At 61.3% G+C, this 13,224-nt stretch carries 9 protein-coding genes; 1 reads left to right on the top strand and 8 read right to left on the bottom strand.

The genetic code is table 11. The annotated features are described in order from the left end of the window. The 8 genes from asnB to EN949_RS10745 form a co-directional block, all read right to left on the bottom strand. Window positions 1–1,837 (bottom strand): asparagine synthase (glutamine-hydrolyzing) (asnB, locus tag EN949_RS10790; protein WP_127371683.1); only part of this gene is annotated, 1,837 nt, incomplete at its 3' end. A 3-nt stretch (window positions 1,838–1,840) separates the two neighbouring features. Beyond that, window positions 1,841–2,824, bottom strand: a complete 984-nt coding sequence (gene nadE, locus EN949_RS10785) for an NAD(+) synthase (protein WP_032898949.1) — start codon at window positions 2,822–2,824, stop codon at window positions 1,841–1,843. After that, the gene (locus EN949_RS10780; RefSeq protein ID WP_127365747.1) at window positions 2,821–5,415 is read right to left on the bottom strand and encodes an AMP-binding protein; all 2,595 of its coding nucleotides are present in this window, start codon (window positions 5,413–5,415) and stop codon (window positions 2,821–2,823) included. The genes nadE and EN949_RS10780 overlap by 4 nt, the downstream gene beginning before the upstream one ends. Before the next feature lie 1,436 nt (window positions 5,416–6,851). Further along, the gene (locus tag EN949_RS10765) at window positions 6,852–7,445 is read right to left on the bottom strand and encodes a DJ-1/PfpI family protein (RefSeq protein ID WP_013533129.1); all 594 of its coding nucleotides are present in this window, start codon (window positions 7,443–7,445) and stop codon (window positions 6,852–6,854) included. A 72-nt stretch (window positions 7,446–7,517) separates the two neighbouring features. Continuing rightward, on the bottom strand, window positions 7,518–8,468 hold the full coding sequence (locus EN949_RS10760) for a substrate-binding domain-containing protein (RefSeq protein WP_013533130.1): 951 nt from the start codon (window positions 8,466–8,468) through the stop codon (window positions 7,518–7,520). Between the two features lie 54 nt (window positions 8,469–8,522). Continuing rightward, entirely contained in the window at window positions 8,523–9,521 is a 999-nt protein-coding gene (locus EN949_RS10755; protein ID WP_127365748.1) for an ABC transporter permease, read from the bottom strand. After that, the gene (locus EN949_RS10750; protein ID WP_013533132.1) at window positions 9,509–11,101 is read right to left on the bottom strand and encodes a sugar ABC transporter ATP-binding protein; all 1,593 of its coding nucleotides are present in this window, start codon (window positions 11,099–11,101) and stop codon (window positions 9,509–9,511) included. The genes EN949_RS10755 and EN949_RS10750 overlap by 13 nt, the downstream gene beginning before the upstream one ends. An 11-nt stretch (window positions 11,102–11,112) precedes the next feature. Further along, complete coding sequence (locus tag EN949_RS10745; protein WP_013533133.1) at window positions 11,113–11,814, bottom strand: GntR family transcriptional regulator; 702 nt, start codon at window positions 11,812–11,814, stop codon at window positions 11,113–11,115. 176 nt (window positions 11,815–11,990) lie between these two features. Between EN949_RS10745 and EN949_RS10740 the strand changes: the two genes are divergently transcribed. After that, window positions 11,991–13,217, top strand: a complete 1,227-nt coding sequence (locus EN949_RS10740; RefSeq protein WP_024502418.1) for an iron-containing alcohol dehydrogenase — start codon at window positions 11,991–11,993, stop codon at window positions 13,215–13,217. The last annotated feature ends 7 nt before the right edge of the window (window positions 13,218–13,224 follow it).

Raw genomic sequence — 13,224 nt, 5'->3', positions numbered from 1 at the left:
GCAGGCGCGCGGCGAATGTCTTTGATCCGAACTCGGTCGCGCGCAGAGCAGTCTCGGAGAGTGCTTCGCGGACATAGGCGGGTGCGCCATCGCCCGTGAAGCAAAGTGCGTTGGGCGCCCGGTAGGGTTGCTTCTTGCGGGCCACGACTTGCGCGGGCACGATCGATTTCGCCACACGCTTCAGCACGTGCTTCTCATCCAGAATGCGCAGCTTGTAGTCGGGCGGGAGCGAATTCGCCAACGCCACGAGCCTGTCGTCCAGGAACGGGAAGCGCCCCTCGACAGAATGGGCCATCAGCATCCTGTCACCCTGCGAGGAGAGCAGGTAGCCCGACATCAGTGTCCTGATCTCAAGGTACTGGTCCTGCGCGAGAGGACCCCATCGTGGAAACTCTTCGGGCAGGCGGCCAAGCAGGTCCGCCACCACGTCGTGACGCGCCGCTTCGGCATGCATGCCGGCCGAGAACAGCCGTTTGATGGCGCTGGTGGTGCGCCAGCGGGTGTCATGCGCGAAGCCGGGCGCGCCAAATGCATGGATACCGAGTCCAAAGAACTGGCGCGCCATCGCCTGCTGCTTGACCGGCGACCGGCTCAGATAGGGGTAGAGGCGTTCCAGCAGTCGCGCGCGTCGGGCGGATGCGGGCTGCCGCCCCCAGAAACGGCGGACCTTGCCTTCACGGAACAGGTCGTAGCCGGCAAACATCTCGTCGGCGCCCTCGCCGGTCAGGACGACCTTGATGCCATGTTCGCGCACCAGCCTCGAGAGAAGGAACAACGGCGCCGGCGCGGTCCTGAGAATCGGACGCTCGGCGTGACGGATCACATCTGGGAAAACCTCGGCAATATCACCGCGCGAAACCATCACCTCGTGGTGCTCGCCGCCGCTCGCACTTGCAACCAGCCGCTGGTAACGGGTTTCATCATATTCGGCGTCAGCAAAACGCAACGAGAAGGTCTGGAATGGCGCGCCGGCGAAGCGCCTCCCGAGCATGGCGACAAGTGAGCTGTCGAGCCCGCCGGAAAGGTAGCAGCCAACCGGCACATCCGCCTTGACCATTCTAAGCGCCGTCGCGGCCTGCAAGGCGCTGCGCACTTCGTCCACCGCATCGTCCAGTGAGCCGGTGAAGGTGCCGTGGGCCTGGTCCGCGATCTCGGGATAACAAGGTTTCCAGAAAGCGTGCTCACGAACGCTGCCATTGTCGTAGATGCGTACATGGCCGGGGGTAAGTTCCTTCACTCCCTGAAATACGCCTTGCGGCGGTACGACCGTCCACAGCGTGAAAGTCTGGTCTATCCCCGCCGGATCGAAGGCCCGCGGTATCGCCGGGTCGGCTGCGAAAATGGCCTTCACTTCGCTGGCGAAGTGAAGGCGGCCAGCATGTTCGCACAAATGCAGCGGGCAGATGCCGAACCGGTCGCGCGACAGGACGAGGCGGCTTGTCAGCGAATCCCAGATGGCGAGTGCCCACTGCCCGTTTAGCCGCTCGAACGCGGCCACGCCCCAGGCGCGGTAGGCGTGCACGATGACCTCGGTATCGCTGCGGGTGCGGAAACGATGCCCCAGCGCCATGAGTTGTTCACGCAGCTCGACGTAGTTGAAGATCTCGCCGTTGAACACGATCCAGGTGGTATCGCCGGTGTCGGCGAGGGGCTGCTGTCCGGTCGAGAGATCGATGACCGACAGACGGGTATGCGCCAGCCCCGCCCGCCTGTCGCGGTAAACGCCGCTCTCGTCCGGGCCTCGATGGGAGAGCGCGGCTGCCATTCGTAGAAGCGCGGCTCGTGAAGGAGGCTCCGCAGCCGCGTTCAGCGCCACAATTCCGGCGATGCCGCACATGGGTCAATCCCTGTCCATCGCAGCGGACAGCTGCGGCCGTGCGTGAAGGTAGCGGGCGGCGCGGCGTTTGCTGACGATATCCTTATAGACCTTCTCGACCTGCTCGGCCGTCAGGCCGGCGGCGGCGGCAACCACGCCGGCCGAAATTCCGTGATTCATGCCGTAGAGGCACAAATCCATCAGCTGATAGGGCAAGGCGAAGTAGAACTCCTCCTGGGTTTGCGCCATGGAAAACGTGTCCGTGGTCGGCGGCCTCGTTCGGACCTCCTCGTCAATCCCGAGATATTCCGCCAGCTGATAAACCTGGGTCTTGTAGAGATGGACGATCGGCATCACGTCGGCGACGCCGTCGCCCTGCTTGACGAAGAAGCCTTGGTCATATTCGAGCCGGTTTGGCGTGCCTGCCACTGCATAGTTGAGGCGGTCCGCATGATAGTATTCAGTCATCTTGCGAACCCGCTGCTTGTAGTTGGTTGCAGCGACGATCTGCAGGTAAGCCGCCGGCGAAAGACGCACGGTGTCGATCTTTCCGTCCGGATCCTCGACGGTGAGGCGCGTGATATTAAGGCCGCTGCTCTCCAGCACCGATGCCATGACCAGCTTGCATTTCCAGCCTTCGCCATATCCAGGGACGGCAGTTCGGATGGCCTCCATCTGTCGGGCGTAGGCGCCGATGCCCTCGAGCGCCGGCTGGATATCCTCAAGGATTGTGTCGATGCCAAGCTGCCCGGCGACGCTGCGGCCAAGCCTCAACGAGTCGCCGGATGAATCGCGCTCCGGCATGAACAGGCCCAGTACCTTGTCCCTGCCGAACGCGCGTGCGCAGACCGTTGCGACGACCGAACTGTCGATGCCTCCGGAGAGCCCGACAACCACTCCGCGGCGCCGTTGTGTGCCGAGAACCTGTTCGCGCAAGGTCTCGACGATGCGATCGATCTCCAGCCGGGCATCGAGCGCCAGCACATCGCTGCTGAATTCCCCGATCAGGTCGATGACACTGCCTCCCGTTTCTGTGACTCGATTGAAGAGTAGGTCTCAGTCACAGCGTTTTCGATGAGCGGGCGATTGATGGTCAGATGAGGCTCCACGACCATGTCGATGTGAGTGCCGGCGATCGGAATGACGTCCAGATGGACGAATGCCCGATCCCACCCAAGTGCAAGCGGCATTCCGGGCCGCGCGCAACGGAACAAGGTGCCGGTGATCGGCAGTATCGGCCTGGGTTCTGTGAGCCACTGGAAGAAGGCGCGCGCGCGCAGAACTTCCTGCAGTTCCAGTTTGGTTCTGAAGCTCGTCGGGTTGAACTGACCCTCGGCATAGCGGTCGAGGAAGCTGGCAAGCCGGGATTCGCAGTGCATTTTGACCGCGACCTTGGCAAGCGCGCGGCATGCCACTCGACTAGCCGATATACGATTGGTTCGGATCCGGTGAAATGTCCGGGTAATCGTCTCCCAACGCTTGCTGCGTTCGCCAACCAGGCTGGTATCCAGAATGCCCGTGAACGCTACCGCTCGCCCTTGATCAAGCAGACGCGCGGCAACCTCAAAAGCAACCGCTCCTCCGAGCGAGTGACCAAGCAGGCGAACACAGCCGGTCGGCTGCACGCGGTTGATATGATCGATTGCAGCTTCGACCATTGCGGCGACGGTGTTCTGACCTTGCAGGATCATGCCCAGGGCCGGATATCTGATGGGAGACACCCTGGCGACCTTGCTTATTGCCGATGCGAACGAAGCAAGGCTCGGACCATAGCCGACCGACCCGGGGAAAAGGAAAAGCAGCGGAGGCTCGTGTTTCCAAGCGGGCGCGTGCTCGCCGCCTCCTTGAGCAGAAATGACCGCTGCAACCATCTCATCGAAGCTCATTCCAACCGTGAAGGCTTCCAATCCGAGCTCCTGCCCGATCGCGCTTTCGATTTCCATGACGCAGTGCAGCAGCTTCAGCGAATCTCCCCCCGCTTCGTCCCAACAGCCCAGGGCGACCCGCGTCTTGAGGACCTTGGTCCAGGCACGCCGTACGATCTGATGAGCAGGAACTTCATGTCCCGCATGGGGTATTTGCGGTGGGGGCGTGGTTTCCCGAACCGAAAGGTCAATTGCAGCCAGCGTTGTCATGTCGATCTTTCCGCTGGGCAGTCGCGGTATCTCGGCGCTTGCATGGAGTCGCAACGGGCAAAGCGCCGGCGGCAATTTTGTCCTGGCAAGTTGGCGCATCTCGTCGCAAAAACTGGCTCCCGCTCCGCTGTGCGGTACGGCGAATGCAACCAGTTCATTCGCCGGGGTGACGATAACCACGGCATCCTTCACCGACGGCGCGCCACGCAGAACCCGTTCGAGTTCGGCCGGCTCAACGCGCCGCCCATTGACCTTTATCTGGCGCCCTTTGCGGCCTATGATCCGCAGCAGGCCGTCACTCCCGATTTGCACAAGATCGCCCGTCGCAAAGATGCGAAGCGTCTGGTCGTCGGGGTCTACTTCAAACGGAACAACGGCCCCGTTTTCCCAATGTCCAAGCGCGACATACGGGCTTCTGATCAACAGTTCTCCGATCTTGCCGGGCTGAACCGGGTAACCCTCTTCATCGACCACTGCGAAGCTGATTCCCGGAAGCAGCCAGCCGACGGGAGCCGAAGAATCGAATTCCGGCCAATCGTGCGGCAAGAACCACTGCGATCCCGTCGTTTCCGTCGATGAATAGCCGATCTGCACCAGGCAATTTGGCGGGACAGCCTTGCGCACGAGGCGGATGTCGGCCGAAGATACCTTCTCGCCTCCAATTCGGGCAACTCTGAGCGAACCAAAGGCGTCCGCGGGTTCATCCGCCAAGAGAGCGCGAAGCAATGCCGGCACCAGATAGGTGATCGTCACGCCTTCGGATTGCATGCGGCCGCGAACCGCGCGCAGGCCGACGGCTTCAACCTCCACAAGCTGCAACGTGGCACCCGTGAGAAGAGCGGCAAGAATTTCCCGACAGCCGGCGATGGTTGCCGGGCCGGTCAGAGGCAGGAATACATCCTGTGCATTGATGTGGCACGCATCGACATATTGCTGCACTCGGCACAGCAAGTTCCGCTGGCTGTTGACAATCCCCTTGGGGCGGCCCGTGCTGCCGGAGGTATAAAGCACGATTGCCGGTGCATCGACAGAAACCACACGGTGTGCGGCTGGATGGGGCGTTGCCTGCAATGATTGCGCCATATCGATCCAGGCAACGTGCTGGGGCAGATCAAGGCCGTGGAGGCCTTTGTCGCCAATTATGGCGGAGAGCCTCGCGTCGGCGACGATTTCGTTGATGCGCGAGTCCGGATCTCGCACGTTAAGCGGCACTGACGGCCGACCGGATGCCATGCTGGCCAGCATCGCAACGGTGTACCAGACCGAGTTGGCCTGAAGTATTCCAACCGCATTTCCGTCGGGAACGACGGCTTCAATCCAGCCGGCCAATGCCTCGACCGCCCGTAAAAGCTCGGAATAGGTCAGTCGATTGGTGCCGTCGCTGGCGGCTAATTTTTCGGAATAACGCCCGGCGATCTCCCTCAGGTGATCAAAGACAGGAACGTCGGCGAAGCCAGTTCCCATCCGTTGATGCAGACGTAGAACAGGCCCGCCATGGTCAAGAGCATGATCGGGAGCTTTTAGCCATCGGCAAGGGACCACCGCTTGGTAGTCAGCCTGCACCGTTTGAATCGCCCTCGAAGATTCTAAATGCGCCAGAGACATAAGGGCCCCACGCTAGGATTGTTGCCGCTTATCGCTCCGCGGCATGATCTTTTCATCAATCATTCGGATGATGCGTGAGACGGTCTTAATCGCTTGAATTATTCGAAGATGAAGAGGCCAGCCTGCGCCCGCCCGGGCTGCGGGACTACCTTACCTTACAGAGGTGTCGGGCTGCGCGCTGCTATCCGCTTTGCCAGTGCTTGAAACGAAGCAGTATGCGAACACTTCCCCTCCAAGCTCATCCGTTACACGAACCCAATTGTTTTCCCAAGTCCGCAGGGTAACCTGGCGTCCCGTTGACATAGTCGCCGCCGTGAACGGGCTGGACGCATTGACGTTACTCGCCGCGACCACGTCATCCCCCTCCATTTGTTCCACCAGGTATGTTTGCATCACTGCTCCTGACTGTGGGGCAAGGCCGGTTCAATCGCGTGTAGCTGGACAACTCCAACCGCAGGGAACGGATTTCGTTCCATGCTACAGGCAACCCTACCGCCGGAAGTCGGCCTTCAGATCGCCTGCCCTCCTGGCAGGACCGTGGCCTAGCCGCTGAACGACTGGTCAGGACTGAGCTATGCTTTGGGGGAGATGGACCTCGCCCTGCGAATCCGCATACTTCTGGAAAAGTGCAATCTTGTCGGGATACGTAATCCGGATTTCGCTGTGACAGCCCTCGCAGCGATATTTGGACGCAACCTGGAACCAGCGCCCGGGTTTCAGCAAAGCCAATCCGCAGCGCGGACATTTGAACGTCATTTCAAGAGGGCATAGATTCTGACACAGCGGCATTTCGCAAAGTCCATAAGGGATACCTAATGTCAGGCAACGACAGCCGGCCGAAATCGTTCCTGGACGCCGTTCTTTTCGTCAGGCCGATGACCAGCCCCGGACGCCGGGAGATTATTGGATTATCCGCGATGCCAGATTTACTGACGCGGGCCTGAACTCAAGCGCACCCCGATTTCCGGTGGCGTAGCGCCGTTGCAGGCGTTGACTGATGTCAGTAGCTTGCAATCCGAATGAGCAAGCCCGGAGCGAGGTGGCCTCGGGGGGACGACGGGGCCGCACGGTCGACGACACGGCCTATCCGGATGCTGAAACAACGCCGCGCGCCAACCCTGTCGAACAGCACCAGTGGAACAGGCACGACGAAAAGCGGCGCAACAGGCGGCAATACTTAAGTCTCTCGCCTATATCGTAGCTCGGGAGCCGCGATCCCGACCGAGTTGATGGATATGGAAGCGCTGTTGAAGGGAACCGACGCATCCCTTGGCGAATGCGTCGGTTCCAGAAGTTTATGCGTGGCGGATTTCCGTTCCCAGCACCTTCAGACATTCGCGGATGAACGCAGCAAGCGCCGTCCAACCTTTGGCCGAAACCATTGTCCCGTCCACATAGGCCTCGGTCGGCGACAGGTCGATATAGGTGCCACCCGCCAGTGTCACCTCCGGCTCGCAGGCGCCGAGTGCCGCGACCTTCTTGCCGCGCACCACGCCGTCGACAGCGATCAGGATCTGCACGCCGTGGCAGATGGTGAAGATTGGCTTCTTGGCCTCGTGGAAATGGCGCACGATCGCCTGCACGCGCTTGTCGGTGCGGATGTATTCCGGGCCGCGGCCGCCCGCGCAGTAGACGGCATGATACTGATCGAGCTGCCTCTCGGCTTCCGAGAAAGTCTTGTTGATCAGCGCATAATGGCCGAGCTTTTCGGTGTAGGTCTGGTCGCCCTCGAAGTCGTGCAGCGAGGTCTTGATCAGATCTCCGGCGTTCTTGTCCGGGCATACCACGTGGATGGTGTGACCGACGGCTTCCATCGCTTGCTGATAGACAAAGATTTCGTATTCTTCGGTGAACTCACCGGTCAGCATCAGTATCTTTTTGCCTGGCATGGTTCTTCCTCTCAGTGTTTTGAGCTAGGCAAGGCGCAGACTGCGCCTGCCTTTCTGTGAAATCGGATAGGGTCAGAATGGCGAATCCGGAAAGTAATATTCCTTGGCGTTGGCCTGGGTGATCAACGGCGCGTCGAGCTTGACGGTGCCACGGACGGGTGCCTGGCCGATCAGGTTGGCGACTGTCATGTAGATCGCGGTCTTGATCATCGACGGCGGGTATGGCGTCTCGACCGGCGTCATGGCGTCGCCGTCGATCACTTTCTTGACGATGTCCTTCATGCCGTTGCCACCGAGCGCAAGCTTGATGTCGGTCCGCCCCGACTGCTTGACCGCCTCGAGCACGCCAAGCAGCATGTCGTCGTCATTGGCCCACACCGCATCGATATGCGGGTACTTGGCCAGATAGTCCTGCATCAGCTTGAAGGCTTCGTCGCTGTTCCAATGCGCGTACTGGATGTCGAGGACTTTCAGATCAGTGCCTTTGATCGTGTCCTGGAAGCCCTTGATGCGCTCGTCGTCGATGACGGTCGGAATGCCGCGCAACACAACGACGTCGCCCTTGCCGCCAAGCTTGTCGATCATGAACTTGGCGGTGTTGGTGCCAACCGCGATATTGTCGCCGGCGAGGTAGAGATCCTGGACGGAGGCGTCAGTCAGACCGCGATCGACGACGGTGATGAACGTGCCCATGTCCTTGATAGCCTTGACCGGCTGGGTCAGCTCTTCCGAGCTGTAAGGCAGGATCACCAGAGCATCCAGCTTGCGGCTGGCCGACAGGTCCTCAAGCGCGCTGACCTGCTCCGCCGCGGACGGCGACGTCTTCACGACCACTTCGACATTCGGGAACGCGGCGTTGATTTCCTTGGCCGCCGCTTGTGCGTGGTAGACGATGCCCGCTGTCCAACCGTGGTCAGCGGCCGGTATCGACACCGCGATGACCTTCTTGTCTTGCGCCATGGCCTGGCCGGCCAGCAGCAGCGCGCCAAGTGTCGCTGCCGCAATCCATTTTCTACTGAACATTGTCTTCTCCCTTGGACCTACAAGAACGTTAATCCGCGTGGTCCGGACGCGGCGCTATTTCGAATTCGAAAACCGCTGGATGAGCATGGCGATGATGATGATGACGCCCTGAACAGCGGCAACGAGGTATTCGGAGACGAAGTCCGAGAGCACCATGAGATTGGCGATGAGTTCCAGGATGACGGCGCCGGCGACTGTCCCCCACACATGGCCCTTGCCGCCGCGCAATGCGGTGCCGCCAATCACCACGGCGGTGATGACCTGCAGTTCCCAAAGCTGTCCGGTTGTCGGCGTTGCGGCGCCCAGGCGCGGCACGTAGCAGATCGCGGCAATCGCCACACAGACACCCTGGACGATATAGGCCACGGTCCGTGTCCTGATCACCGAGATGCCGGAATAACGGGCGACATCCTCATTGGCGCCGACCGCCGCACATTTGCGCCCATATTTCATCTTGTAAAGGATGAAGGATGCGACCGCGGCGACTGCGATGGATATGAGGATTGGAACCGGGATCCCGCCGACCGTGCCGAAATAGACAGGCCGGTAGGCCTCGCGCAACGACCTGTCGATCGGTATCGTGCCGCCATCGGTCAGATAGGTTATCAGCGCCCGGAAAATCCCCATCGTGCCCAGCGTGGCGATAAACGGTTCGATCCTGCCGACCGTGACGATGAGCCCGTTGGCAAGCCCGCACAGCAGGCCGACCAGGATCGCAACCGCCATACCGGCGGGAATAGCCCAGATGCCGGCATGCGGCGCCACCGCGTTCATGAACATGATGGTGATGCCGGTGATGAAGGCGGCCATCGAGCCGACGGAAAGATCGAGCCCCCCCGACGAGATCACAAATGTCGCGCCGACCGCGATAATAGCGATGAAGGCGCTGCGGGTGATGACGTTGGCGAGGTTGGTGGCGGACAGGAAATCGGGGTTGATGAGGTAACCGACCACCAGCAGAGCTGCCAGCGCAAGAAAAGGCCCGATATCGGTCCAACTGATGTTGAGATCGAGGGGGCGACGCCTGGGTGCGGATTCGCTCATGACAGCCATTTTGTGCCTCCCTTGGCTTTTGGCCCTTGCTTGGGGCCACTGGTCGCCAGTACCGCCACATTGCTTTCGGTCATTTCGGCGCCACTGACCTCGCCGGTGATGCGGCCTTCGCGCATCACCAGGATGCGGTCGCAGATGCCGATCAATTCCTGCATCTCCGAAGAGATGACGATGCAGGCCTTGCCCTTGGCCACAAGCTCCTGGATGAAGGCATAGATCTGCGCCTTGTTGGCGATGTCGATGCCACGCGTGGGCTCGTCGATAATGACCACCGAAGGATCGGTCAGCAGCACCTTCGCCAGCAGCAGCTTCTGCTGATTGCCCCCGGAAAGCTGGGCCGCTTTGGCGCCGAGGCTCTTCAGCCTGATGTCATATGTCTCCACGGCCTGTTCCAAGGCTTGCGCTTCGCGGCGCCGACCCATCGAGAGGCCGGGATGGAATACATCGAGCGCCGATAGCGTCAGGTTAGGCGCCAAGTGCTCTTGCAGCAGCAGTCCCTTGCCCTTGCGATCCTCGGTCAGGTAACCGACGCCGGCGTCGATCGCCGCGCGCGGCGATTGGAAATGGACCGACTTGCCCTCAAGTTCGATCTTGGCAACTGCCGGGCGCAAGCCGATAATGCCCTCGAAGAGTTCGGTTCGGCCTGCGCCGACCATACCGGCGAACCCCAGGATCTCGCCCTTGTGGACCGTGAACGACACGTCCTCCACATAGCCGGGAACGGAGGCGTTCCTCACGCTCAGCATCGGTACATCCGAAGGCGCTGCGGTTCTCTCAGGATAGAGCGCTGCCAGTTCGCGCCCGACCATCAGCCGCGCCATATCCATCTGGCTCAGCGTCTTGCCGGGATAGGTGCCGACCATCTTGCCGTCGCGCAGAACGGTCACTTTGTCGGCGACCCGCTGCACCTCATCCAACCGGTGGCTGATATAGAGCACGGCGGTGCCGTGAGCCTTCAGTTGCAGGACGATCTCCAGCAGGCGCTCGACCTCGCCACCGGTCAGAACGGCGGTCGGCTCGTCGAAGATAACCACCTTGTGGTCGTCAAGCAGGGCGCGAGCGATCTGCACCATCTGCCGGTCTGCCAGCGAAACGTCGCGCACCAGTGCCCTTGGCGAGACCGCGCAGCCGATCTGCGCCAGTTTCTCGGTTGCCAGCCGGCGCATGGTGCGGTCATCCACGACATGGCCACGCGAAAGCTCTCGCCCGAGAAACAGATTGTCGGTGACCGTGAGCCCCTCGGCGAGCAGGATCTCCTGATGAACCAAAGCGATACCGGCATCCTGTGCTTGGGCAGGCTTGGCAAATTTCACCGCGTGTCCGTTCATCGACAACGTGCCGTGGCTTGGCTCGACATAGCCGGACAGCAGCCGCATCAACGTCGACTTGCCGGCACCGTTCTCGCCAATGATGGCGTGGATCTCTCCCGGCAGGACGTCCAGGGTGACGTCCGACAGCACCGTCACTGGGCCGTATTGCTTGGACAATTCCTGGGCGCGCAGCACCGGTTCAAGCGAACCAGGCGCTTCGCTGGACAACGTGCTCCCGCCCTCCCCGGCGATATTCGCGGCAATGGACATCCGTTCCGACCTCAATCGAATGCCGGGAGCAGGCGATCGCGCGAGTGCTCGATATGGATGCGCATCGCCTTTTCGGCGGCATCGGGATCGGCCGAGCCGAACGCGGCGAGGATCGCCTCGTGTTCGTCAAGCGCCTCCTCGGTCACGCGTGCATGGAACATCAGGCGGAAGATGTGGAAGTGCGTGTGCTGGTGGCTCAACGTCTCGCGGATGAGTTCGTTTTGAGAGAACTCCATGATCTTGTCGTGGAAGATCGCATCCTGCCTGGCGAAATTCGAATAGCGCACGCGATCATCCTTGCCTTCGCGGCGTGACATCACGCCGGCAGCTTCGAGCAACAGATCGAGCTTGGCGTCGTCCATCGTTGCGGCGGCCTTTGCGGCGCCATGCGGCTCGAGCAGCAGACGCATCTCGTATAATTCGTCGAAACGGCGCCGGGTGATCTGGGGCGCGGCACGATAACCGATCAGATGCGTCTTGAGCACCAGGCCTTCGCCTTCGAGCCGTCCGAGGGCTTCCCGGATCGGCGTGTGCGAGACGTTGAATTCCTTGACCAAGCTGTCGACTGTGATGCGCGAGCCGGGGGGGATCTTCAGCGCCATCAACTGCGCGAAGATGGCTTCATAGACATCTTCGACGAGACTGTTGGCGCGCTGGATGCGACCAGCTCCAATGCTGGCGTCGCTTGGGTCGGGTAAGTTTGCGGTCTGCATATTTTGCCTCTTGACAGTGAGGACTGCTAACACGATGGTTCCACGGATGCAATCCTATATCCTATACGATTTTAAAGCGGATATCTTTTAAGTGCGAGAGACACACTCTTAAACCGTCCGATCCAGACCGAGTTCAATGCCTCCGTTTCCAGTCAGCAGCCGTCAAAGGACCAATCATGACCCTCTTCGCCGCCCTGCGGTTGCCGCGCGAAATCCTGTTCGGGAAGGGGCAACGCCATGTGCTGCCGACGGTCGCCGCCCGGTTCGGCCGACGCGCGCTGGTCTGCACCGACGAGCGTTTCGCGGGCACAACGGTATTCGCCGACATCATCAAGTCCCTTCAGTCAGCCTCGATCGAGGTCTTGGTGCATGATCGTGTTCTGCCCGACGTGCCACGCGACACGGTCGGCATCTGCGTCGAGGAAGCGAAGGGGTTCGGGCCGGATATGGTGATCGGCATCGGCGGCGGCAGCTGTCTCGATTTCGCCAAATGCGCCACCCTGCTGCTCAGCCATGGCGGCAAGCTCCAGGACTATTACGGGGAGTTCAAGGTGCCGGGTCAGACACTGCCGCTGATCGCCGTACCCACCACGGCCGGCACCGGCTCCGAGGTGACGCCGGTCGCGGTGATTTCCGACCCGGACCGGACGCTCAAGGTCGGCATATCGAGCCCTCACCTTATCGCCGCGGTCGCTCTGTGCGATCCCGAGCTGACAATGACCTGTCCGCCTGGCCTGACCGCGATCGCCGGCGCCGACGCCTTGACCCATGCGATTGAGGCCTTCACCGCCATGCGGCGCGGTGAAGACCCCAATCTGCCGCAACAGCATGTCTTCATCGGCAAGACTGCGCTGACAGACCATTTCGCGTTGCTCGCGATAAAGCTGCTTGGCCGGAGTCTGGAGAAAGCCTGCAGCGACGGCACGGATGCCGACGCGCGTGCCGATGTCATGATGGGCGCTCTGGCGGCGGGCTGCGCGTTCGGCACCGCCGGCACGGCGGCGGCGCATGCCGTGCAATACCCGGCAGGCGCCCTCACCCACACCGCCCATGGTTTGGGCGTGGCCACAATGATGCCTTACGTGATGACCTATAACAGCCGCGTCGCCGCTCACGAGATGGCAGAGATCGGCGCGGCACTTGGCTTGGAGGCCAAGGCGCGAACCGCCGACGAGATGGCAGCCGCCACGATCGAGGAGATCAGGCGATTGTTCGCGGCGATCGGTATTACGCCGACACTGGCGGATCTGGGCCTCCCTGCCGATAAGCTTGACTGGACCGCCGAGCAAGCGCTCGGCATCGACCGCCTGATCAAGAACAATCCGCGTGCGTTCGATCTCGGCACGATGCGACGTCTCGTCCAGGCCGCCCATGACGGCGACCTCGCCGCCTGCGTTATGTGAGAAACGG

Source organism: Mesorhizobium sp. M7A.F.Ca.US.007.01.2.1, assembly GCF_003998165.1.
GTDB lineage: Bacteria > Pseudomonadota > Alphaproteobacteria > Rhizobiales > Rhizobiaceae > Mesorhizobium > Mesorhizobium ciceri.
The sequence above is the reverse complement of the archived record's forward strand: the minus strand, read 5'-3'. Positions and strand labels throughout refer to the sequence as shown.

Coding starts and splice junctions, on each gene's coding strand:
- EN949_RS10780 (WP_127365747.1), bottom strand. CDS start 5,415: ATGGGAACTGGCTTCGCCGACGTTCCTGTCTTTGATCACCTGAGGGAG.
- EN949_RS10755 (WP_127365748.1), bottom strand. CDS start 9,521: ATGGCTGTCATGAGCGAATCCGCACCCAGGCGTCGCCCCCTCGATCTC.
- EN949_RS10760 (WP_013533130.1), bottom strand. CDS start 8,468: ATGTTCAGTAGAAAATGGATTGCGGCAGCGACACTTGGCGCGCTGCTG.
- EN949_RS10740 (WP_024502418.1), top strand. CDS start 11,991: ATGACCCTCTTCGCCGCCCTGCGGTTGCCGCGCGAAATCCTGTTCGGG.
- EN949_RS10765 (WP_013533129.1), bottom strand. CDS start 7,445: ATGCCAGGCAAAAAGATACTGATGCTGACCGGTGAGTTCACCGAAGAA.
- EN949_RS10750 (WP_013533132.1), bottom strand. CDS start 11,101: ATGTCCATTGCCGCGAATATCGCCGGGGAGGGCGGGAGCACGTTGTCC.
- EN949_RS10745 (WP_013533133.1), bottom strand. CDS start 11,814: ATGCAGACCGCAAACTTACCCGACCCAAGCGACGCCAGCATTGGAGCT.